The 21,005-nt window shown below is 57.1% G+C and carries 23 protein-coding genes; 17 read left to right on the forward strand and 6 right to left on the reverse strand.

Going from position 1 to position 21,005, the window contains the following annotated elements; all coding sequences use genetic code 11:
- Positions 1–2: 2 nt before the first annotated feature.
- The 6 genes from ACN0WW_RS15070 to ACN0WW_RS15095 all read left to right on the forward strand — a co-directional run bounded on the left by ACN0WW_RS15070 (position 3) and on the right by ACN0WW_RS15095 (position 3,867).
- Positions 3–305, forward strand: a complete 303-nt coding sequence (locus tag ACN0WW_RS15070) for an RNA-binding S4 domain-containing protein (RefSeq protein ID WP_417613690.1) — start codon at positions 3–5, stop codon at positions 303–305.
- 102 nt (positions 306–407) lie between these two features.
- Entirely contained in the window at positions 408–746 is a 339-nt protein-coding gene (gene fdxA, locus ACN0WW_RS15075) for a ferredoxin FdxA (protein WP_417613691.1), read from the forward strand.
- A 304-nt stretch (positions 747–1,050) separates the two neighbouring features.
- Positions 1,051–1,581, forward strand: a complete 531-nt coding sequence (locus ACN0WW_RS15080) for a CarD family transcriptional regulator (RefSeq protein WP_417613692.1) — start codon at positions 1,051–1,053, stop codon at positions 1,579–1,581.
- 152 nt (positions 1,582–1,733) lie between these two features.
- A complete protein-coding gene (locus ACN0WW_RS15085; RefSeq protein WP_417613693.1) occupies positions 1,734–2,477 on the forward strand; it encodes a head GIN domain-containing protein in 744 nt (247 codons plus the stop codon).
- A gap of 62 nt (positions 2,478–2,539) precedes the next feature.
- Entirely contained in the window at positions 2,540–3,163 is a 624-nt protein-coding gene (locus tag ACN0WW_RS15090) for a class I SAM-dependent methyltransferase (protein ID WP_417613694.1), read from the forward strand.
- On the forward strand, positions 3,160–3,867 hold the full coding sequence (locus ACN0WW_RS15095) for a GIN domain-containing protein (RefSeq protein ID WP_417613695.1): 708 nt from the start codon (positions 3,160–3,162) through the stop codon (positions 3,865–3,867). Before ACN0WW_RS15090 ends, ACN0WW_RS15095 begins: the two co-directional genes overlap by 4 nt.
- A gap of 21 nt (positions 3,868–3,888) precedes the next feature.
- On the opposite strand, the gene ACN0WW_RS15100 is transcribed toward ACN0WW_RS15095, so the two are convergent.
- On the reverse strand, positions 3,889–4,098 hold the full coding sequence (locus ACN0WW_RS15100; RefSeq protein ID WP_417613696.1) for a hypothetical protein: 210 nt from the start codon (positions 4,096–4,098) through the stop codon (positions 3,889–3,891).
- A gap of 161 nt (positions 4,099–4,259) precedes the next feature.
- Here ACN0WW_RS15100 and ACN0WW_RS15105 point away from each other — a divergent pair, with 161 nt between their 5' ends.
- Together ACN0WW_RS15105 and ACN0WW_RS15110 are read left to right on the forward strand one after the other, a co-directional pair.
- Positions 4,260–4,463 carry a hypothetical protein gene (locus ACN0WW_RS15105; RefSeq protein ID WP_417613697.1) on the forward strand — a complete coding sequence of 68 codons (204 nt, stop codon included), beginning with the start codon at positions 4,260–4,262 and terminating at the stop codon, positions 4,461–4,463.
- Between the two features lie 51 nt (positions 4,464–4,514).
- Positions 4,515–5,873: a PQQ-dependent sugar dehydrogenase gene (locus tag ACN0WW_RS15110; protein WP_417613698.1), complete on the forward strand. Its 1,359-nt coding sequence runs from the start codon at positions 4,515–4,517 to the stop codon at positions 5,871–5,873.
- 1 nt (position 5,874) lies between these two features.
- On the opposite strand, the gene ACN0WW_RS15115 is transcribed toward ACN0WW_RS15110, so the two are convergent.
- Together ACN0WW_RS15115 and ACN0WW_RS15120 are read right to left on the reverse strand one after the other, a co-directional pair.
- On the reverse strand, positions 5,875–6,705 hold the full coding sequence (locus tag ACN0WW_RS15115; RefSeq protein ID WP_417613699.1) for an ATP-binding protein: 831 nt from the start codon (positions 6,703–6,705) through the stop codon (positions 5,875–5,877).
- Between the two features lie 2 nt (positions 6,706–6,707).
- On the reverse strand, positions 6,708–8,459 hold the full coding sequence (locus ACN0WW_RS15120; protein WP_417613700.1) for an acyl-CoA dehydrogenase: 1,752 nt from the start codon (positions 8,457–8,459) through the stop codon (positions 6,708–6,710).
- Positions 8,460–8,511: 52 nt separating this feature from the next.
- On the opposite strand from ACN0WW_RS15120, the gene ACN0WW_RS15125 reads away from it, so the two are divergent.
- From ACN0WW_RS15125 to ACN0WW_RS15150, 6 genes are all read left to right on the forward strand, one after another.
- On the forward strand, positions 8,512–9,471 hold the full coding sequence (locus ACN0WW_RS15125; protein ID WP_417613701.1) for an L-threonylcarbamoyladenylate synthase: 960 nt from the start codon (positions 8,512–8,514) through the stop codon (positions 9,469–9,471).
- 178 nt (positions 9,472–9,649) lie between these two features.
- Complete coding sequence (locus tag ACN0WW_RS15130; protein ID WP_417613702.1) at positions 9,650–10,711, forward strand: efflux RND transporter periplasmic adaptor subunit; 1,062 nt, start codon at positions 9,650–9,652, stop codon at positions 10,709–10,711.
- A gap of 36 nt (positions 10,712–10,747) precedes the next feature.
- The gene (locus ACN0WW_RS15135) at positions 10,748–13,825 is read left to right on the forward strand and encodes an efflux RND transporter permease subunit (protein ID WP_417613703.1); all 3,078 of its coding nucleotides are present in this window, start codon (positions 10,748–10,750) and stop codon (positions 13,823–13,825) included.
- An 11-nt stretch (positions 13,826–13,836) separates the two neighbouring features.
- Positions 13,837–14,370, forward strand: a complete 534-nt coding sequence (gene msrA / locus ACN0WW_RS15140) for a peptide-methionine (S)-S-oxide reductase MsrA (protein ID WP_417613704.1) — start codon at positions 13,837–13,839, stop codon at positions 14,368–14,370.
- A 9-nt stretch (positions 14,371–14,379) separates the two neighbouring features.
- A complete protein-coding gene (locus ACN0WW_RS15145) occupies positions 14,380–15,246 on the forward strand; it encodes a UTP--glucose-1-phosphate uridylyltransferase (protein WP_417613705.1) in 867 nt (288 codons plus the stop codon).
- Positions 15,247–15,307: 61 nt separating this feature from the next.
- Positions 15,308–15,580: a DUF6726 family protein gene (locus ACN0WW_RS15150; protein WP_417613706.1), complete on the forward strand. Its 273-nt coding sequence runs from the start codon at positions 15,308–15,310 to the stop codon at positions 15,578–15,580.
- 1 nt (position 15,581) lies between these two features.
- On the opposite strand, the gene ACN0WW_RS15155 is transcribed toward ACN0WW_RS15150, so the two are convergent.
- The 3 genes from ACN0WW_RS15155 to ACN0WW_RS15165 all read right to left on the reverse strand — a co-directional run bounded on the left by ACN0WW_RS15155 (position 15,582) and on the right by ACN0WW_RS15165 (position 18,405).
- Complete coding sequence (locus ACN0WW_RS15155; RefSeq protein WP_417613707.1) at positions 15,582–16,601, reverse strand: M48 family metalloprotease; 1,020 nt, start codon at positions 16,599–16,601, stop codon at positions 15,582–15,584.
- A gap of 6 nt (positions 16,602–16,607) precedes the next feature.
- Positions 16,608–17,288: a LysE family translocator gene (locus ACN0WW_RS15160; protein WP_417613708.1), complete on the reverse strand. Its 681-nt coding sequence runs from the start codon at positions 17,286–17,288 to the stop codon at positions 16,608–16,610.
- A 226-nt stretch (positions 17,289–17,514) separates the two neighbouring features.
- Complete coding sequence (locus ACN0WW_RS15165; protein ID WP_417613709.1) at positions 17,515–18,405, reverse strand: LysR substrate-binding domain-containing protein; 891 nt, start codon at positions 18,403–18,405, stop codon at positions 17,515–17,517.
- 126 nt (positions 18,406–18,531) lie between these two features.
- On the opposite strand from ACN0WW_RS15165, the gene ACN0WW_RS15170 reads away from it, so the two are divergent.
- From ACN0WW_RS15170 to ACN0WW_RS15180, 3 genes are all read left to right on the forward strand, one after another.
- Positions 18,532–19,248, forward strand: coding sequence for a pirin family protein (locus ACN0WW_RS15170; protein ID WP_417613710.1), 717 nt, complete (start codon positions 18,532–18,534; stop codon positions 19,246–19,248).
- A gap of 96 nt (positions 19,249–19,344) precedes the next feature.
- Entirely contained in the window at positions 19,345–19,926 is a 582-nt protein-coding gene (locus tag ACN0WW_RS15175) for an FMN-dependent NADH-azoreductase (RefSeq protein WP_417613711.1), read from the forward strand.
- A 137-nt stretch (positions 19,927–20,063) separates the two neighbouring features.
- Positions 20,064–20,942, forward strand: coding sequence for a mannan-binding lectin (locus ACN0WW_RS15180; RefSeq protein WP_417613712.1), 879 nt, complete (start codon positions 20,064–20,066; stop codon positions 20,940–20,942).
- Positions 20,943–21,005 lie beyond the last annotated feature (63 nt).

The following is a 21,005-nucleotide window of genomic DNA, read 5'->3' on the forward strand; positions in this document are numbered from 1 at the left end:
GCTTGAGCAGCAGACCGGCGGATCGACCACCTGCAGCGGATCCCGTGCTGCGGATCGACAAGCTGCTTTGGTACCTGCGGTTTGCCCGCAACCGGGTGATGGCGCGGAAGCTGGCCGAACAGGGTTATGTCCGGATGAACGGCCGGCGGATCGAACGGGGGCATGTCAAAGTGCGGCAGGGTGATATTCTGACAATCCCGCAGGGCAAGGATGTCCATGTCGTCCGCATCATTGCACTCCCGGAACGCCGCAGCAGCGCTTTGCAGGCGCAATCCTGCTACGAGATTTTGCAGACTGGCAATTGAATTAGCGGCCAAACCAACTGTTGACGTGCCAGAAATTGCGCAATAGCTAGGATAAGATTCTGACCTCGAATGGCGGACTGGTATAGGGGAGTTCACGACCAGATGACTTATGTTGTTACGGAAGCCTGCATCAAATGCAAATATATGGACTGTGTGGAAGTCTGCCCCGTTGACTGCTTTTACGAAGGCGACAATATGCTGGTGATCAATCCCAGCGAATGCATTGATTGCGGCGTCTGTGAACCGGAATGTCCCGCCGAAGCAATTCTGCCTGACACCGAAGACGGTCTGGAGAAATGGCTCGAGGTGAATACCAAATTCTCCGAAGAATGGCCGAATATCACGGTTAGCCGTGAGCCTCCCGAGGACGCCGACAAGTTCAAGGGCATGGAAGGCAAGTTTGAAGCCTTTTTCTCCGAGAAACCCGGCGAGGGCGATTAAGTCCGCTCAGGGCAACGCGACTTGGTCAGGTGATATAGTCCGCCTGACTTCACCAATGGCTGACTTCAATGGCACGACGACCGCTTTGTGAGGCGTTCGCGACCCATGGTTAGTTGTGCTTTGCAACGATAAATTGCTTTTTTGTGACGAATCTGTTAAACGTGCGTCGGTTAACAGCGGGATGCCCGAGGGAGTGGGTGGCGTTCGGTAGTTAAATCTATGTACGAAAGGGTTTTTTCGTCACGCGATTACGAAATTCGAACGCTAGCGGCGTTCTTTTCCATTGAATCAAGAAAGGCTTTTTATGGCTGCGAATGTGCTGTCCTTTGATGTGGGCGATTATGTTGTTTATCCTAAACATGGCGTTGGCCGGGTTGTTGAGCTGCAAAATGAAGAAATTGCCGGCATGCAACTCGAGCTTTATGTTTTGCGTTTTGAAAAAGAGCGGATGACCCTCCGGGTTCCGACCAACAAGGCGGAAGGCGTTGGAATGCGCAAACTGTCTTCGGACAAGACGCTGCGGGAAGCCATGGAAACGCTGAAAGCCAAACCAAAGGTCAAACGCTCCATGTGGTCGCGGCGCGCTCAGGAATATGAAGCGAAAATCAACTCCGGCGATCTGGTATCGATTGCCGAAGTGACGCGCGATCTGTTCCGGGCCGATGACCAGCCAGAGCAGAGCTATTCCGAGCGTCAGATTTTTGAAGCGGCATCCAGCCGGCTCGCTCGTGAGTTGGCGGCTATGGAAGAAACCGACGAGCCGACGGCGTTGGCGAAGATTCTGGATATCCTGAACATTGCTGCACCCAAATATTATGAGGTGAAGGAAGATTAGTCGATAAGCTATCGACGTTGATCGAAATTCGGAAAGGGCTGGCACAGAGATGTGGCAGCCCTTTTTTTATCCTCATGCGGACAATGAAATTTTTTGTTGATCTATTGCAGAGGCGAGTGTATTATTCAATTAATACAGTGATGGAGAAATCGATGAAGAAAATATTGTTATTGGTGCCGCTACTGGCGCTTGCCGCCTGTGAAGGATCGATCGCCAATGCCGTTGGCGAAGCTGCCAGCAGCACCAGCAATTTTTCTGATGGAAGCCCGATCGGAGCCAGCGATAGCGACCCCGGTGCCTTTGAAGGCGTAACGCTCGCCGGGCCCGATAATGTAGTCTTCACCACGGGCGATGGTTACTCGATCCGTGCGGAAGGCGATGCGGACACGATCAAAGAGCTGCGCTATAAAATCTCCGGCGACCAGATCAAGATCGGTCGAGAAAGCAAAGGTCTGTCCTGGAAAGATGGCGGAAAGGCGACCATTTTTGTCAGCGCGCCGTCTTTACGGACGGTCAAGCTGGCTGGATCGGGCGATATGGAAGTCGATCAGATGACCGCTGAATCGACCAAATTGAGCATCGCGGGCTCCGGCAATATCAACGTGGCAAAAATCAAAACAGCGTCCCTTGATTCGAAGATTGCCGGATCGGGAACCCTTTCGGTTGCCGGCACCGCAACCGAACTAGACGTATCGGTAGCGGGTTCCGGCGACATGAATGGCAAGGACCTGAAAGCCGACAATGCCAGCATATCGATTGCCGGCAGCGGCGATGTCGAATTGTCGTCGGACGGTTCGGTTAGCGCGAAGGTCATGGGGTCCGGTGATATCCGGGTTCACGGAGACGCCAAATGCAAGTCCCGGGCGATGGGATCTGGTGACATCACCTGCGGCTAGCCGTGTGGCAACATGCTGAAATCGCTTGGTGATCTGTTGCCGCTGTGGCAGATTCACCGGCGATGCCAAATCTATGGGAAAAATATGCGGTCCCGAAGCTGATCCGTTTCGCCTGCTCGCAACCGGCGGTTATGAAAGACCGCAGCCTGATAGTGCCGAAAGCCGAAGGTGAAGTGCTCGAACTTGGCTGCGGGGGCGGTATCAATTTGCAATTTTATGACCGGCAGAAGGTCACCAAGCTGACCGGCCTCGATCCGTCGGCTGAATTGCTCGACTATACCCGGCGCGAGGCCAGCGACCGCGGCTTTGATATGGATATTTGCGATGGCATTGGCGAAGCGATGCCCTTTGCCGATGCCAGTTTCGACACGGTGCTGACAACCTTCACGCTTTGCTCGGTCCAGGACAGCGCGCAAGTGCTTTCGGAAATGCGCAGGGTATTGAAACCGGGCGGCAAGATCCTGTTTCTCGAACATGGCCGTGCGCCCGACAAGGGCCCCGCAAAATGGCAACGGCGTATCGAACCGGCCTGGAAACATATTGCCGGCGGTTGTCACCTGCACCGCCCCGTCAGCAGATTATTCGAAAACAGCGGCTTTGCATTGGCCGAGAATAGCGGCCATTATGCGCCGAAGACGCCGCGGTGGCTCGGCTGGATGGAATTTGGTGAAGCGAGGCCGATATGAGGTTGCTATCGATATCAATGCTGGTTGCCGCGCTGTTGCTGCCTTCGGCGGCTCATGCAGATGAACGCAAATTTTCAATCTTCGGCTTTGACGACATCCGGATCGGCAATGGCGTTGACGTTGTGCTGACCTCGGGCAAGGGACCGTCGGCGCGCGCGGAAGGTGCCAATCGCGAAATTCTGGACCGTGTCGCTTTGCAGAGAAACGGCAAGCAACTGGTCGTCTCGGTACGCCCCAAGTCCCTGTCGCGGAACAATTATGAAGAGGATGCACCCGTCACCCTCTATCTTAGCAGTTTCGCGATCGAAAACATCTCGCATCTCGGTTCCGGTGCGGTGACGCTCGACAAATTGTCGGGCAGGACGCCCAAGGTGCGCTTGGGCGGATTTGGTACGCTCCGGATTGATTCAGTGAAAGCCGATCAACTTGATGTAGCGATGACTGGTGGCGGCGCGCTCGCCATGGCCGGCAGCGCCCGGGCGGCCCGTATTGAGCTGCAGGGTGCGAGCATCTTTGAAAGCCCCGGACTGACCGTCGACAAGCTGACGCTCATCCACAGGGGGCCGGCGAGTAGCCATCTCGTGGTCGAACGGGAAGCGAGCATCAATAATTTCGGTACCGGCCGGATACAGATCGAGGGCAGACCAAATTGCACGGTCCGCAGCGACGGTGCCGCTGAAATCATTTGCGATCCTGAACGCTGACTCGCCGACCCGATCAACGGGTCAGTGTACTGTTCCGATCGTTTCATCGATCGATAGAAAAATACACAACCGCTCGACCTGCCGCCATTTGCAATAATGGAGATGGTTTCCCAGCGACCGGCTCTTGACGGCGCGATTGGCCGCTTCCAGCCCGGCTTCTTCCCCATAGTTGGTGATCAGTAATTCGGCTGCGCTGTAATGGGTGGAGTCAATGAATACGGGTAACTGCATTAATGGCTCCTGTTTCGGGAAGCCTTGACGCCTCCGACCTGTCGACAAGCTCTAACGGTGCCGGGTGGAAATACCTTCAAAGGCTAGGGTTACCAATCGGATAACCATAAGATCAGCGACAGTCTCTGGTCATGGCATCTGTTGTAGTCTACAGGGTCGCCATGACTCCAGAACCCACCGAACATGCTTCCACTTCTTCCACCGCCGACCCGGTCAATCGCAATGGCGGCGGTGTTTTCATCGCGCTCGGGACGATTGGCGGCGCGATCGTCGGCGGCCTGATGGGGCAGCCGTCTGCTGGTTTGCTGGCAGGCCTTGCGCTGGGTGCACTGATAGCGGTGCTGATGTGGTGGCGCGGTCGATAGCCTTTTCAGAGCGCGCTTGTCAGAGCCTATGGCGACACCTATTATCGAGTCATGCTGAAACATATTAGAAATATCGCGATTCTGCTCATCATCCTCGGGGTGGGTGCGGGATATTATTTCATGCGTGGTGATACCGCTCGCTTGCCGCTGGAAGCAACTGAGGGCGTCGAACCGGAGCTGACAAATGTCCGCAAGGAAACATTTCCCACGATCAATATTGCGAAGGCAGAACCCTGGGGTGAGGGGGAAGGACCGGTTGCGGCAGAGGGGCTGACAGTAGAGCGCTTCGCTGAAGGACTGGATCATCCGCGCAGTATGTTTCGCTTACCCAATGGCGACATTCTGGTCGCAGAAACCAACAGCCCCCCGCGGACCAACAAGGGGATCGAAGGCTGGGTCATGCGCAATCTGATGAGCAAGGCCGGCGCCGCAACCCCGTCCGCCAACCGGATCAGTTTGCTGCGCGACAGCGACAAGGATGGTCAGGTCGACCAGAAATTCACTTTCCTCGAGAATCTCAACTCGCCGTTCGGCATGGCGTTGATTGACGACACGCTCTACGTCGCCAATACCGATGCGGTCTATGCCTATCCCTATGCGGAAGGTGATACGAAAATTACAGCGGAGGGCCGCAAGGTTGCTAATCTGAATGCCAAGGCACCGAACAACCACTGGACCCGCGATCTGCTGGCAAGCAAGGATGGCAAATATCTCTATATTTCGGTCGGTTCGAACAGCAATATCGGCGAAAATGGCATGGATATCGAGAAACAGCGCGCCGCCATTCTGCAGGTCGAACTCGCTACCAACAAAAAAACCATCTACTCCGACGGCATGCGCAATCCGGTCGGTATGGCCTATCTGCCGGGGACCGACAAATTCTACACCGTGGTCAATGAGCGGGACATGCTCGGCAGCGACATGGTACCGGATTATCTGACCGAGGTCCGTTGGGGTGCCCATTATGGTTGGCCCTGGCATTTCTGGGGCGGTTATGTCGACCCGCGGGTTGAACCGAAAAATCTCGATCACCGGCAGTATGAGCGCCGTCCGGATTACGCGCTGGGCGCGCATGTGGCACCGTTAGGTCTTGCCTTTTCACACGGCCAGGCGTTGGGCAAGCCCTTTGCTACGGGTGCGGTGGTCGCGCGGCACGGGTCATGGAACCGCAAACCACTGGCGGGCTATGATGTGGTCTATGTGAACTTCAACCAGCGCGGTGAACCGGAAGGCGAACCGAAAACGATCCTGAGCGGATTTGTCGATGATGAAGGGGATGCGCGGGGTCGTCCGACGATGGTTGCCTTTGACCAGACCGGCGCGTTGCTGGTCAGCGACGATGTTGGCGGGATTATCTGGCGGGTTTCCCGCGACGGCGCGTCCAAACCGGCGGCGGCCGACGAAAAATAGTCTAGGCCAGCGACCGTCCTTTGCGTCCGGCCAGTTCGACAATATATTGCCATGCGACCCGCCCCGAGCGACTGCCACGCTGTTTTGCCCAGAGCAGCGCATCTTCGCGCTCAAAGCTTAGGCCATGGGCGTCAGCATAGCGAATAATCATGGCCAGATAATCATCCTGCGTTGCGGCATGAAACCCCAGTCGCAAGCCGAAGCGGTCGGACAGCGCCAACTGGTCATCCACGATGTCGCGCGGATTGATCGGGTCGTCCTGCTCGCTCATCTGCCGCGAGACGATATGACGGCGGTTGGAGGTGACGTAAAGACGCACATTCGCTGGCCGCTCGCTCGCGCCGCCTTCCAGCATTGAGCGCAGCAGGCGCGGCTCCGCGCTGCCTTCGGAAAAGCCGATATCATCGATGAAAATTATGAAACTGCGCTGAACCGTGGCGAGCATCTCTAATAGGTCGGGAAGCTTCTCAAGTTGCCCAGAGGGCGCCTCCACCAAAGCAATATCCTTTCCCTGATCCTGCAAGGTCCGGACCACGGATTTGGAGAGGGCTGACTTGCCCATGCCGCGGGAGCCCCAGAGCAGTACATCATGCGCGGCATGGCCAGACGCATGGCGGCTAGTATTGTCCAGCAGGCTGGCCTTTTGTTTATCAATACCCGTGAGCAGATCGATCTCGATAGGTTCGAATGGTGATATGGTCTTGATCTTACGGCCGTCCCAAAGAAAGGCTTCTCCGGTCGCCAGATCCACCGGGCTGGTGGTTGGGGGAGCCAGGCGTTCGAGCGCATCGGCAATGCGCGCGAGTATATCGTCATTGCCTGCGTCGTTCATGATCAGCCGGCCAGTTCCGCGCTGTCGAGCTGGTACAGGATATCCGCACCACCCATCGCGGCGGCTTTGAGGCCCAATGCTTCCGGAACCAGATGGTCGAGATAATAGCGGGTGGTAACCAGCTTGGCCTTGAGAAACGGATCATCGCCGTCCGCGAGTTCGGCGCTGGCAATCCGGTGCTGTTTCTGCATCAACATCCCGCAGGTCGCGGTCGCCAGCATGGTCATGAACGGGTAGCTGCCGGCCAGCCGATCATCGATCGAGGCATCGCCGCTTGCCATCCATTGGCGGATATCCTCGCACGCATCGGCCAGCGTCTGCAGGCTACTGCCTTCCTCTGCTTCCGCCTTGATATCCGCGATAAACGCCTGCATTGCATCGCCGCCATCAAGCCCCAGTTTGCGGCCGACCAGATCGGCTGCCTGGATACCGTTGGTGCCTTCGTAAATCGGTGCAATCCGGGCGTCGCGGAAATGCTGGCCGGCGCCGGTTTCCTCGACGAAGCCCATGCCGCCGTGCACCTGCACGCCGATTGAGGCGACTTCGTTGCCGATATCGGTGCCATAGCCCTTGATCAGCGGTGTCAGGATTTCGGCGCGCGCCTTGGCACCTTCGATACCCAGAGTCGCGCGATCGACGCTTGACGAAGCATAGTACAGCAGTGCGCGGGCCGCTTGCGTGAGCGCTTTCGAACGCAGCAACATTCGCCGCACATCGGGATGCTCGATAATCGCTACCGGTGCCTTGTCGCCGCTGCCGGCGCGGGCCGACTGGATCCGTTCCATCGCAAAGGCGCTGGCCTGCTGGGTCGCGCGCTCGGCTATCTGGACGCCCTGCGAACCGACATTGATCCGCGCATTGTTCATCATCGTGAACATTGCTTTCATGCCGCCGAATTCGCCGCCAATCATCTCGCCGATACATTCGTCCTGCTCACCGTAAGCCATCACGCAGGTCGGCGAGGCGTGGATGCCGATCTTGTGTTCAATCGAGACGCAGGTGACATCATTCGGCGCACCCGCATTGCCGTCGGCATCGAGGTGGAATTTCGGAACGATGAACAGCGAGATACCGCGCGTTCCCTCGGGTGCGCCTGGGGTGCGGGCCAGTACCAGATGGATGATATTGTCGGTCAGGTCATGCTCGCCGAAGGTGATATAGATCTTCTGCCCCTTGATCCGGTATTTGCCGGCGTGCTCGCCTTCGGTGATCGGTTCTGCCGTCGAGCGCAGCGCCCCCACATCTGACCCAGCCTGCGGTTCGGTCAGGTTCATCGTTCCGGTCCAGGCACCCGAAATGAGATTGGGCAAGTATTTCGCCTTCTGGTCGTCCGAACCATGGGCATGAATTGCCTCGATCGCGCCAAAGCTGAGCATCGGGCAAAGCGTGAAAGCGAAATTGGCCGCGCCGCAGGTTTCCAGGATCAGCGCGGACAGCGAATAGGGGAGGCCCTGACCGCCAAATTCTTCAGGTCCGTCGATGGAAGCCCAGCCGCCCTCGACAAAATGCGCATAAGCCTCCTTATAGCCCGCTGGCAGAGTGACCTTACCATCGTGCCATTGCGCGCCTTCGGTATCGCCAATCCGGTTGAGCGGAGCAAATTCGCCTTCAGCAAACTGGCCGATGCCCTCAACAATCGCCTCGACCATATCCTCGCTGGCACCGGCGAAGCGCTCATGGCTCGCTAGTTCGCCGATATCGGCGATATGTTTGAGGACAAAATTTTGTTCGCGACCGGGGGCTGTGAAACTCATGTAATTGCTATCCGTTGTTGCCTGAATTTGTGCTGGGCTATAGCGCAGGGTTATGTCCGGCTCAAACGATCATATTGGCGATAAAGCGCACCGCTACGGAACAGCAACGATCGGCGATGCTGTCGCACGATTGCGCGGTGGCGGGCTCGTCGCAGTACCGACTGAGACCGTCTATGGTCTGGCCGCCGATTCGACCAACGCGGCGGCGGTCGCGGAAATATATCGCGCCAAAGGCCGACCCGACTTCAATCCGCTGATCGTCCATGTTCCGGACCTGTCAGCGGCCCGGAAGCTCGGGCAATTTAACGAACTGGCCATGAGGTTTGCCGAGTTTCTGTGGCCGGGCCCCTTGACGCTGGTCTTGCCAAAAACCGAAAATTGTCCTGTTGCACCGGCAGTCACTGCCGGCCTGGACAGCATCGCCCTGCGGGTGCCTGCTCACCCGGTGATGCGTGAGTTGCTACACGCATCCGGTCTCTATCTTGCCGCGCCTTCGGCCAATCGCAGTGGTGGCATTAGCCCCACCACTGCGGATCATGTCGCGCGCAGCCTGGGGCCCGCAGCACCGCTGATCCTCGACGGCGGGCCGTGCGAACAGGGGATCGAGTCGACGATTGTTGCGATCAACGGGACTGATTTCCGGATCTTGCGACCGGGGCCTGTGACTGCCGCCGCTTTGGACCGCATTGCCGGCAAGCCAGCGGCGACAAACAACAGCCAGACAATCGAGGCACCGGGACAGATGCCGTCACATTATGCGCCGAATAAGCCGGTTCGCCTGAATGCGCCAAGCGCGCAGCCAGATGAATATCATATTGGTTTCGGACCGGTGGCTGGCGACATGAATCTGTCCGCCAGCGCCGATCTCGCTGAAGCCGCCAGCCTGCTTTTTGCCGCGCTTCATCACGCGGAGGCCAGCAAGAAAAAGAAAATTGCCGTCGCACCAATAGTGGATGAAGGGATTGGTCTCGCGTTGAATGACCGCCTTCGCCGCGCAGCATCGCCCAAATAGCGAACATCCACTGACCGGTTTTGACCAAGACATGCCAAGGGGAAGTCGTTGGTACTGACTCTTTAATAACACATTTAGCGGGCCCCATCTATTAATCCGGCTGTTTCTCGATGCTTTTGGCAATTTTCTATTGGTCAGGACTCGATAGCCACTTAAGACGAACCCAATAGGGGTGGTGATGCGCGATATGACGCTTGGCAGAACGATAATATCGGTCTTGGTGGGTCTGGCTTTTGTGACCGGATGCAGCGACAGTGAACCCGAGGCAAAGCCACCGTCAGCCGATCCGATCCCGGCGGCTGTGACGGTCGTTCAGCCAGCCAGCGATAGCCAGATAATAACTGCACCCGGCACCGTGCGTCTCCGTCGCGAGACATCGCTTGGGTTCACCAGTGGTGGAAAAGTTGCATCGGTGCGGTACGAAGAAGGCGATCGGGTGAAGCGAGGCGCAATTCTTGCAGCTTTGGACAACAGCACGGTTGCAGCAGATTTGAGCACGGCCCGCGCAGAACGGGACCGCGCGGTGGCTGAATATGGCCGGATCGAGAAACTTTTCAAAGATGGTTGGGTGACCAAGTCACGGCTCGAACAGGCGGAAGCGGCTGCCCGCGCCGCGCGCGCCCGGATCGAAGCGACCGAATTTGCCAGCCGGACTGCCTATATCCGTGCGCCCAGCAGCGGCATTATATTGTCACGGAATATCGATGCCGGACAGATAGTGGCGGCCGGCATGACCGCTTTGGTACTGGGAGAAACAGACAAGGGTTTTGTGCTGCGTGTTCCGATGACCGACTCCGACGCGGCCCGGATAGACATTGGGATGCCGGCCAAGGTTATGCTTTCGGCGGTTTCGAATGAGCCGCTGGATGCAACCGTCAGCGAGAAAGATGGACGTGCCGACGATCGGACCGGAACCTTTGAAGTCAATTTTGCGCTTCCGCCCAGCGACCGTCTGCGGTCCGGTCAACTGGCTACGGTTGAGATTCAGGTGCCGCGCGAAACGTCGACAATCTTCGCGATCCCGGCCAATGCCATATTCGGCGTCCGCACCGGTGAAGGACTGGTGTTCGTGGTCGATGACAAGAATCGGGTCAAGCAGCGGAACGTGCAAATCGGCAAGCTGACGGACAAGAGTCTCGAAATTTTGCAGGGACTCACAGCCGGGGAAGTCATTGTTACGCGCGGTGTTGAAAAGCTGCGGGATGGGGATGTCATTAAACCCATCCGGACCGCGCAATGAATGCATATTTGAAACAGGCGGGTCGACGGAGCTGATATGCTTGCCCGCTTCGTCATTTCTCGGTGGCAACTCAGCCTGGTTCTGTTCGTACTTCTGGTCGTGCTCGGCATTTCGGCGTTCACCAATATTCCAAAAGCGGTTGATGCCCATTTCCCCATTCCAGCGGTCAAGATTATCGCGATCCAGCCCGGTGCCGATGCGCAGGAAATGGAAGAGACAGTCGCCAAGCCGATTGAGGACGTCATGCAGGGGCTCGACGATATCGTGGAAGTGCGATCGACAAGCACCGATGGTGGAACCTCGATATCAGTTGAATTCAGCGAATGGTCGGGGGACGTTGACGGTTATTTCGATGACGTGGTGCGAGAAGTCTCAGCGATCCGTGACCAGCTTCCCGATGGACTGCAGAGGTTGGAATATCGTAAAATCCGGACGACCGAGGCTGCTGTCATGCAAGTGGCTTTGGTCAGCGAAACCGCATCCTGGCGACGCATGGAAAAATATGCAGATGATCTGGTGGATGTGTTCACGCGTAATCCCGGTGTCCGCGAATCCCGCATTTTCGGGCTGCCCAAACCGGAAGTCAGCGTCAAGGTCCGGCCGGATCGGCTATCCGAATTGCGTGTTCCGGCCAGTGCAATCGCCGATGCCGTCCGGCAGGGCGGTGCGGATTTACCGGGCGGGGCAGTGCAAAGCGGAGAGCGACGGCTGAACGTGGAAGCGGGAGGTGCCTTCCGCAATCTCGAAGCGATCCGGGAATTGCCGCTGCGGGCTGCGGGCGGTTCGCTGCTGACCGTCGGCGATGTCGCAACGGTCGAGTGGGGCGCTGAAGAGCAGATCTACCGGGCCCGGCATAATGGCCAGCGAGCGGTCTTCCTCACGGTCACCCAGAAAGACGGCGTTGATGTCACCCGCCTGAAGGACGAGCTTGATATCACACTTGCGCAGCAACGCTCAATTCTCCCGCCGGACATCAAACTGGTGATGCAGTTTGACCAGAGCCGCGATGTGCAGAGGCGATTGAGCGAACTGACCCGCGATTTTACGATCGCGATCGCCTTGGTCATTTTTACCCTGTTACCGCTCGGTTTCCGATCCTCTGCCATTGTGATGATCTCGATCCCGCTTTCGCTCGCTTCAGGCCTGCTGGTCCTATACGCCATGGGTTATAATCTCAGCCAGCTCTCAATTGCCGGTTTCATCGTATCGCTCGGGTTGCTGGTGGACGACAGCATCGTCGTCACCGAGAATATTGCGCGACATTTGCGGATGGGCAAGACGCGGGCGCAAGCGGCTATTGAAGGCAGTCTGGAAATCCGGGCAGCGGTAATCGGCTCTACTGCCGTTCTGGTTCTGGCGTTTGCGCCGTTGCTGTTTCTGCCCGGCGGTGCCGGAGCCTATACCAGATCCTTCTTCATCGCCATTATTGCGACCGTCATCGCTTCGCTTGGGATATCCCTGTCGCTGATCCCGTTTCTCGCCAGTCGTCTGTTGCGGCGGGATGAAGATCCGGAAGGCAATCGGGCGCTGCGCTGGGTCAACGAAAAGATTCAGCGCTTTTACCGGCCATTCTTGCATATTGCTCTAGGAGCACCGGTCAAGACAGTGACCCTCGCTCTCATCTTGTGCTTTTCAGCTTTCGCGCTTGTTCCGGTTCTTGGCTTTTCGCTCTTTCCATTTGCCGATGCGCCTTATTTTCGTGTCGCGGTCGAAGCGGAGCAGGGCAGCAGTCTGGACCGGACCGACAAGATCGTCGCCGAAGTGACGAAAATATTGGAAAGCGAACCGAGTATAAAGGTGCGGGCCGAAAATATCGGTAACGGCAATCCGCAGGTCTTCTATAATGTTGGCCCACGGGCAGAGCGGATCAATCATGGTGAAGTCTTGGCGGTGCTCGACGAATGGGATACGAGAGAGGGTCCCAAAATGATCGACCGGTTGCGCAAGCAGCTTGACCAGATCCCCGGGGCACGCGTGCAAATCGAGCTCTTCCAGAACGGCACGCCGGTTGAGGCACCGATTGTCATCAGGGTAGCAGGGCCTGAACTCGACAAGCTGAAAGAACTGTCCGGAAAAATTGCCGATGTGCTCCGCAAGACGCCGGGTGCACGGGATATCGTCAATCCGGTTGAAACCGATAAAATCGATTTGGACATTGGCCTGAATGAAAAGAAAGCGGCCCTTCTCGATATCCCGGCGGGCGCGCCGCGACGCGCCATTCGGTTGGCAATAAGCGGCGAGAGGGCCGCATCGTTTCGCGACCAGGAAGGGGACGACTATCCGGTGACCGTCCGCTATCCGTTTGAGGGCAGCCAACCTATGTCGGTGTTGGACAGGGTATATGTTGCCACCCGAAGCGGCGATCCCGTGCCTTTGTCTCAGATCACCGATCCTCGGCTGACCAACGTGCCTCCGCAGATCCAGCGTTATCAGCTACAACGAACCGTGCTCGTCACGGCGCAGGTCGATTTTGGTGAAATCCCGTCGACTGTGAACAACCGTGCGGTCGAGCAGCTGGAGCAGATAGAATTTCCCGAGGGCTACACTTGGTCGGTCGGCGGCGAGGCGGAAAAAATTGGCCAGACATTCGGCAATTTCGGACCCTTGATAATTACCGCGATCATGTTGATCCTGGCGGTTCTGGTGGCCGAATTCCGGCGTTTCCGGGAAACGATCGTTGTGGCCGGTGTAATACCGCTCGGGACGTTTGGCGGAATTCTCGCTCTGTTTATCACCGGCAACTCTTTGAGCGTCATGGCGATTATCGGCTTTATCGCGTTGATCGGCATTGAAATTAAAAACTCGATATTGCTGGTCGACTTCACGACGCAGCTGCGCGAGCAAGGCATGGCGCTGCGTGAAGCAATCGAAAAGGCGGGCGAGGTCCGCTTCCTTCCGGTTCTGCTCACCTCGATTACCGCGATCGGCGGTTTGACCCCGCTCGCGTTCTGGGGCGGGGCGCTTTACGCACCGCTCGCGGCGATCATCATCGGCGGATTGATCAGTTCGACCCTCTTGTCTCGCGTGGTAACACCCGCCATGTATCTTCTTGTCGCGCGGCGCGATGAGGAAAAAAGAAATACAGATAGCGGAGGCGATGCCGCCACCGCATAAAAGGAGTGTATATGGCACAGCAGGAAGCCATTTTTGCCGGTGGCTGTTTTTGGTGCACGGAGGCGGTGTTCAACGATATTGCCGGCGTGCAATCGGTCGAAAGCGGCTATATCGGTGGCGCAAAACCGGACCCCAGCTATCGCGAAGTCTGTTCGGGTACCACTGGCCATGCCGAAGCGATCAAGATCGGTTTTGACGACGCGATAGTCAGCTATGCCGACCTGCTTGACATTTTTTTCGCAACTCATGATCCGACTCAGCTCAATCGCCAGGGCAATGATATCGGGACGCAATATCGATCGGCCATCTTCCCAATGGATGATCAACAGCGCGCCGAGGCCGAAGCCGCGATCGTGCGAGCAGGAGAGGGCCGCAGCGAGCCGATTGTGACCACAATCGAGGGGCCATCCCCATGGTATGTGGCCGAAGACTATCATCAGCAATATTGGGCTGACGAAGGCCGTAGCAACCCTTACTGTGTTGCCACGATACCGCCAAAGCTGCAAAAGCTGAGAACCAGTTTTGCCGACAAACTTAAGGAGTAGAACCGACTTATGAAACCGATCAGAAAAGCCGTTTTTCCCGTTGCCGGTATGGGCACCCGGTTTCTGCCGGCCACCAAGGTGATGCCGAAGGAACTTTTCCCCATCGTTGACCGCCCGCTTCTGCAATATGCTGTGGATGAAGCGCTGGAAGCGGGCATCGAGCAGATGATCTTTGTCAATGGTCGCGGCAAGGGAATGATCGAGGATCATTTCGACATGGCTTACGAGCTTGAGCATACGATGGCCGAACGGTCCAAAGACCGGTCCGTCCTCGAGGGAACCCGCCTGCGGCCCGGCGACTGTGTCTTTGTCCGGCAGCAGGAACCGCTTGGGCTGGGCCATGCGATCTGGTGCGCGCGCGACATCATCGGCGACGAGCCCTTCGCGATTTTTCTGCCCGATGAATTCATGGTGGGATCGCCGAGTTGCATGACGCAAATGGTGAAGGCTTATGAAAAGCTTGGCGGCAATATTGTATGTGCGCTGGAAATACCGATGGAAGCGACACCTTCCTACGGGGTGATAGACCCCGGCTATCGCGATGGTCCGATCACGGAAGTGAAAGGACTGGTTGAGAAACCACCAGCAGGTACGGCACCGTCCAATCTGATTCTGCCGGGACGCTATATTCTGCAACCCGAAGTCATGCGGATATTGGAAACGCAGGCTACCGGAGCGGGCGGCGAGATTCAGCTGACCGATGCGATGGCACAGATGATTGGCCAACAGCCCTTTCATGGCATGACCTTCGATGGCAAGCGCTATGATTGCGGGTCCAAGGCGGGTTTTGTCGAGGCCAATCTGGCGCTCGCGTTGGCTCACCCTGAAATGGGGGCCGAGATGCGGGCCACCGTAGAGAAATTGCTGGCCGAATAAACGGTAGGCGTTCAGCCGGACTTCATTCGGTGGCGCGCACGTGGTTTCTGAGGAGTATAATATGCGAGCCGTGCCGTTTCTGACGCTGATCTTGATCCCGCTGGCCCTTTCCGGTTGCACTGCCAGTAAGATCGTCACTGCGCCCTTCAGGGCGGCTGGAACAGTGGTCGAGACGGCGGTTGATGCAACGACCCAGAGCCAGTCCGAGCGGGAAGAGGATCTCGGTCGCCAGGTGCTCAAGAAACGAAAGAAGGAGCGGGAACTGTGCCTGGACGAGGCGCAGAACAAGCAAGAACGCCGCAATTGCAAGGAGGCGTACGAGCGACCCTATTAGCCTATTTTGCGCTGGTCAGCAGGGGCGGCGCATATTTCCCGTCGACCGCAGTCAGAGTCGCCATCTTGGCGATTTGCTCTTCGAACAGACCCACGCGCTTTTTCCAGCGATAGTGGGTCGACGCAGAGAAAATGCCTTTGCCGTGCTCTTTTCCGTATCGGGTCCAGAAGCGGATGGCGGCTTGCGGGTCGTAGCCGGCATTCGCCATTAGCCATACCGAAAGCTTGTCGGCTTCAATCTCGGCGGACTTGATGCGGCTGGCGCTCTTGCCAAACTGACCAAAGAAACTGCGATTGACTCCCAGCGCGTCGAGCCGTTCCCGATGTTTGAGCAGATTATGAGCCAGTTCGTGGGCAACCACTGCGGCGAATTCGTCGTCGGTCAGGAAATATTCAGCCATTCTGGACGTGACCGAGACAATATTGCCGTCAGCCGATGCGCCACGATCTTGGCTGACCTTGATCTGAAACCGGCTGGGACAGGCTGGCTGCGATCGGACTGTCACCTGAGTTTGTTGACCACCTCGCAGAATATCAAGCGTTACATCGCCTTGCGAGAGCGCTTCGTCCAACTTGTTATTCACAGCGGCGATCCGCCGGTAATCCGCTAGCTCATTTGCGATGGCTGGATCATCGAGAGGAATAGCTTCAACTTTGGTTCCGTTGATTGCCACGATATCATCGCCGGGCGCGAGGCCGGCATCTGCGGCCGGGCTGTCGGGCGCCACGGCATTGACCGCAACCAGTCCATCAAGACCAAGCGCAAACCGGGCGACCTCGTGATCGGGATATTGATCGATAGCGTGCAGAAGCATGCCGGTCTGTGGCACCTTGTCAGTGCAATAGGGGGCATTGGCCTCGGTCAACTGGTAACCGATGGCGTTTAGACGATGGTCCAGCAATTGCAGCCCCTTCAGTGCCAATATCGTCTCCGCATCGAAGTCGTTTGGCGCAGCCTCTTGGGCATATAGCGGGGCCGCGAATAGCAATGCTATCAGGGATAAGCAGATTCGGATCATCATGTTCCTCTAGACTATCGTGTCTTGCGGCAGGTTGAACGCGCTCTGCATAGCGCCATCGTTAAGGTTCCACCAAGCCAATATCAGGGCGGCACCCATTAACACAGCTGCGGCAATTTTCTGAAACCGCTCCTGTGTCTGATCAGCCTTGCCCAAGCGCCGTGCTCTGGAAGCAAGGCTGGCATAAAAGGTCAGCCCAGTGGTTTCCGTGATCACTGTCAATCCGGCCAGTATCGCAAATTGCAGCAGGATATTGCCGTTTGGGTCAATGAAAGGCGGAATGAAAGCGGTATAGAAAAGCAGCGCCTTCGGATTGGACATATGCACCGCCAGGCCATTGAGAAACCCTTTCCCGAAACTTGCACGCTGCCCTTTCAATGTTGCCAATGCGCTCCCGCTGCCACGAAACATTCGCAAACCCATCCAGGCCAAATAGACTACTCCGACCCAGCGGAGCACGGAATAAGCAGTCGGAACGGCCTGTATCAGGGCAATCAGGCCAAAGGCCGTGAGCCCGTACCAGATGAAATTACCGACATTCACGCCGACGATTGGCCCCAGCGCGCCGCGCATTCCTCCTGCTGGCCCCTGCGGTAGTGCATGGCTCACCGTGACCAGCGTCGCCGGGCCGGGAGTGAGGCAGAACATCATGTCGGCAACCAGAAATAACAGGATAGCTTCGATCGGCATTAATATTCGGCCCTGCTTTCCTGATAAACTTTACAAACTTGACAGTGTAATATCAAAAATATTCGCAGGTTCGATTTTGGTACCAAACGCGCTCGCCTGAACGGAAAAGAGGCTTGTCGTGATGCAGTCTTTTGCCATGGCTCGGATCCATATTTCTTCGTTGCAGAAAGGGAGAATAGATAATGTGGCTGCTGTAGGACAGAAAAATAGGCGGGCTTGGCAAGGGCTAGCGCAGATTATCCTTGAGAAAATTAACGAGTGCATCGACCCGCGCCGGGCGCAGCCGGGAAGGGGGCATGACGATATTGAGCGTGATGTCGCCCATCCGCCATCCGGGCAGAATATTGATCAGAGTTCCTGCATCCAATGCATTCTGACATAAAAAGTCCGGCAAATAACCGATACCCCGACCCGCGATGAGCGCCGGGAGCATGACATCGCCGTTGTTGCTCTGGAACCGGCACTTCGGACGCACATTGACTGTCTGCCCATTTGGACCGGTGATGTGCCAGACCTCGGGGCCTCGCGTGTTGGAATAGATAAAACAATCGTGACCGGCCAGTTCGCCGGGCGTGCGGGGTTCGCTCATCCGCGTGATGTAGGCGGGAGCGGCCACGAAATAGATATCTACTTTGCGCAGCTGGATAACCCTGAGACTGCTGTCCGGAAGATCAGCAATACGGATCGCGCAATCGAAGCCTTCCTCGACCAAGTCCACCCGCGCATCGTTGAGTTGTAGATCAACGGTGATTTCCGGATAGGCGCACATGAAGTTCGCGATGACCGGCGCAAGGTGGGAGAGGCCGTAACTGAGCGGTGCGGCCAGACGCACCTGACCTTTCAGCAGATGCGTCGTATCGCGCGCAGCTTCCATCGCCGCCTCGCCGACATGGGCAATTTGCTGGGCGTGAGGCAAAAGCGTCTGCCCGGCTGTCGAGAGCGATATTTTACGTGAGGTACGATGGAACAACACTGTGCCCAGAGAGCGTTCCAGACGCGAAATCGCTTTTGAAATGGTGGGCTTGGACAGGGACAGCTCATCGGCGGCGGCCGTGAAGCTGCCGAGGCGAGCCACCGCTTCCAGTATCGCCCATGCTTCGTAATCGGGAAGAGCCATGTCCTGATATTAGATAATAATGGGAAACAATCAAATTCAAAATTGTCTATTTAAGAAACAAACGCGATATCATATCTCAGTTCCAAGCGGGGCGGAAACGATGCCGCTCCAACGAGGAGAAAGACAATGATTGAGAAACGCGAATTTAAACAGCTCGCTCATGTTGACCATGAATGGCTGCAGGCCCGCCATCATTTTTCCTTTGGCAATTACTGGGATCCATCCCGCATGGGTTTTGGACCGATCCGGGTTTGGAATGATGACGAGATCCAGCCCAAGACCGGATTTCCGATGCATGGCCACAAGGATATGGAAATCATCACCTATGTCCGCGAAGGGGCCATTACCCATCGCGACAATATGGGCAATGAAGGTCGTACCGAGGCTGGAGATGTTCAGGTGATGAGCGCCGGTACCGGAGTGATGCACAGCGAATATAATCTCGAGGACGAGCGGACGCGGCTGTTCCAGATTTGGATCGAACCGCGTGCCCCCGGCGGTGCACCGCGCTGGGACGCAAAAGCCTTCCCCAAGGGTGACCGCTCCGGCCAGCTGGAAATTCTGGCCAGCGGCTTTGACGAAGATGTCAGCAACGGCGCGCTCATGATTGGTGCCGATGCCCGGCTCTACGGTGCTTCGCTGACCGCGGGAACGACCGTCGAGCATCGGATTGCCGATGGTTCCCATATCTATCTGGTCGGCTCCGCTGGCCGAATCCGGGTCAATGGCGAGACTGCAGCCGCCCGCGATTCGCTGGCGATCCGGGATCTCGCGTCGCTGCAGATCGAAGCGGTCGACGATGCCGAATTCGTCTTTGTCGAGGCTCAGCAATCCCAGAACTGAGTTCGACTCATGGGGCGCTCTCCTTCCCTTCCTTGCGGGGCGCCCCCCATTGCCTTGCCTATATGATTTCATATTTTCAATCCTGGAGACATTCTCATGACCAATGCCGCAAATATCCTCCGTGTCGACGCCAGCGCCCGCCATGGCGGTTCTTCATCCCGGGCTCTGACCGATGCCCTTATTGCCAGGCTCAATCCCGCAGCGGTCGTATCGCGGGACCTGTCGAAAACTATGCCTTTTGTCACCGAAAACTGGGTGCACGCCAATTTCACCGACGAGGCCGAGCGAACGGAGGAGCAGAAGGCCGAACTGGCGCTGTCCGATTCGCTGGTTGCGGAACTGGTCGCGGCCGACATAGTGGTGATCGGCTCACCGATTTACAATTTCGGTGTCCCGGCCGCGCTGAAGGCCTGGATCGATATGATTGCCCGGGTCCGCAAGACCTTTCACTATACCGAAGATGGTCCAAAAGGCCTGCTGACCGGCAAGAAAGCCTATGTGCTGATGGCCTCGGGCGGCACCGAAATCGGCAGCGAGATTGATTTCGCGTCCGGCTATCTGCGGCATGTCCTCGGCTTTGTCGGCATTGACGATGTGACGATCATTGCCGCCGACCGGCAGATGATGCGCGGCGAAGATGCGGTGTCGCAGGCACTGGAGCAGATAGCCGCGGCCTGAACGGCTCGGCGACCCCGGCAAACAGCAGTCTGCCGGACAGGTTCCGGTGGATTTTGCTGTTCGGGGATAAAATGTTGTCAATAATTCCTGTTTTGTGCGACCAATGTCCTGGGTCGCACCGAAAAATTGGGGATTCCATGACATTTTTGAACAGAGCGGTGGCAATGGGCCTGACCGTTGCCGCGATGGGATCTGTATCCCTAGCCCTGTCCGTCCCGGCGCAGGCACAGCGGCAACAACAAGGCGTGAACGGTTATAATGTGTCGGAGGTCCGGTTCAACGGTGGCCTGTTTCGCGAAACCGGCCGGGGTTACTGGACCGAATATGGTGCCGATGGTCGCGTAAAATTCACGTTCAGGGAAAGCGGCCGCGATGAATGGTCGGTCTATCTCAACGACCCTTCGCGCAATGTGCAGCTGCAAATTGACATCCATCGCAACTGGATCAGACTGGGTGACAGGGGCGGACCGAAACGCGATTTCTATCCGATCACCGGCGCCTATCGCAACGAGGGCCGTACCCGGTCGCCGGCACCGCGAGTGGTGACCAATGGCAGTAATGTGCAACAGGTATTTTTCGCTGGCGGCAGTTTCCGGAAAAGCGGCCCGCGCCGCTGGACTGAATATAATGCGCAGGGCCGGGCGGTATTTGATTTCATCGAGACCGGACGCGATGAATGGTCGGTCTATCTGGATGACCGGTCGCGCAATGTGCAACTGCAGCTGGATCTCTATCGGAACTGGGTCGGCTATGGCCAGAATGGCGGCGCCATGAGCGACCTCTACCAGATCCAGTCTTCATCGCGGCAGCCGGGAGCCTTTTCGCGCCGCCCGGCACCGCGACCCGCGCCCCGTCCCGCAGGCAATACACGCAATGTAAACGCCGGTCCGATCTGGAGCCGGGAGGATGCGAAGATCAAATGTCCGGTCGTCGCCGCCTCCCAGGGCGGTGAATGGACCGGCGAATGGCGAACCACGGTGCAGGGCCAAATGTCGGTGTGCGAAATCAGGTTCTAGCGGCCAGACAGTTTCTCACTTGGCTTGCTGCAAAAAAAGCCCCGCTGGATACTCTCCAGCGGG

Source organism: Parasphingorhabdus sp., assembly GCF_048269865.1.
In the GTDB taxonomy this organism is placed as follows: Bacteria; Pseudomonadota; Alphaproteobacteria; order Sphingomonadales; family Sphingomonadaceae; genus Parasphingorhabdus.

Coding starts and splice junctions, on each gene's coding strand:
- ACN0WW_RS15175 (WP_417613711.1), top strand. CDS start 19,345: ATGACCAATGCCGCAAATATCCTCCGTGTCGACGCCAGCGCCCGCCAT.
- ACN0WW_RS15120 (WP_417613700.1), bottom strand. CDS start 8,459: ATGAGTTTCACAGCCCCCGGTCGCGAACAAAATTTTGTCCTCAAACAT.
- ACN0WW_RS15170 (WP_417613710.1), top strand. CDS start 18,532: ATGATTGAGAAACGCGAATTTAAACAGCTCGCTCATGTTGACCATGAA.
- ACN0WW_RS15105 (WP_417613697.1), top strand. CDS start 4,260: ATGACTCCAGAACCCACCGAACATGCTTCCACTTCTTCCACCGCCGAC.
- ACN0WW_RS15095 (WP_417613695.1), top strand. CDS start 3,160: ATGAGGTTGCTATCGATATCAATGCTGGTTGCCGCGCTGTTGCTGCCT.
- fdxA (WP_417613691.1), top strand. CDS start 408: ATGACTTATGTTGTTACGGAAGCCTGCATCAAATGCAAATATATGGAC.
- ACN0WW_RS15155 (WP_417613707.1), bottom strand. CDS start 16,601: ATGATGATCCGAATCTGCTTATCCCTGATAGCATTGCTATTCGCGGCC.
- ACN0WW_RS15090 (WP_417613694.1), top strand. CDS start 2,540: ATGCCAAATCTATGGGAAAAATATGCGGTCCCGAAGCTGATCCGTTTC.
- ACN0WW_RS15085 (WP_417613693.1), top strand. CDS start 1,734: ATGAAGAAAATATTGTTATTGGTGCCGCTACTGGCGCTTGCCGCCTGT.
- ACN0WW_RS15130 (WP_417613702.1), top strand. CDS start 9,650: ATGCGCGATATGACGCTTGGCAGAACGATAATATCGGTCTTGGTGGGT.
- ACN0WW_RS15115 (WP_417613699.1), bottom strand. CDS start 6,705: ATGAACGACGCAGGCAATGACGATATACTCGCGCGCATTGCCGATGCG.
- msrA (WP_417613704.1), top strand. CDS start 13,837: ATGGCACAGCAGGAAGCCATTTTTGCCGGTGGCTGTTTTTGGTGCACG.
- ACN0WW_RS15135 (WP_417613703.1), top strand. CDS start 10,748: ATGCTTGCCCGCTTCGTCATTTCTCGGTGGCAACTCAGCCTGGTTCTG.
- ACN0WW_RS15150 (WP_417613706.1), top strand. CDS start 15,308: ATGCGAGCCGTGCCGTTTCTGACGCTGATCTTGATCCCGCTGGCCCTT.
- ACN0WW_RS15110 (WP_417613698.1), top strand. CDS start 4,515: ATGCTGAAACATATTAGAAATATCGCGATTCTGCTCATCATCCTCGGG.
- ACN0WW_RS15160 (WP_417613708.1), bottom strand. CDS start 17,288: ATGCCGATCGAAGCTATCCTGTTATTTCTGGTTGCCGACATGATGTTC.
- ACN0WW_RS15165 (WP_417613709.1), bottom strand. CDS start 18,405: ATGGCTCTTCCCGATTACGAAGCATGGGCGATACTGGAAGCGGTGGCT.
- ACN0WW_RS15145 (WP_417613705.1), top strand. CDS start 14,380: ATGAAACCGATCAGAAAAGCCGTTTTTCCCGTTGCCGGTATGGGCACC.
- ACN0WW_RS15125 (WP_417613701.1), top strand. CDS start 8,512: ATGTCCGGCTCAAACGATCATATTGGCGATAAAGCGCACCGCTACGGA.
- ACN0WW_RS15080 (WP_417613692.1), top strand. CDS start 1,051: ATGGCTGCGAATGTGCTGTCCTTTGATGTGGGCGATTATGTTGTTTAT.
- ACN0WW_RS15180 (WP_417613712.1), top strand. CDS start 20,064: ATGACATTTTTGAACAGAGCGGTGGCAATGGGCCTGACCGTTGCCGCG.
- ACN0WW_RS15100 (WP_417613696.1), bottom strand. CDS start 4,098: ATGCAGTTACCCGTATTCATTGACTCCACCCATTACAGCGCAGCCGAA.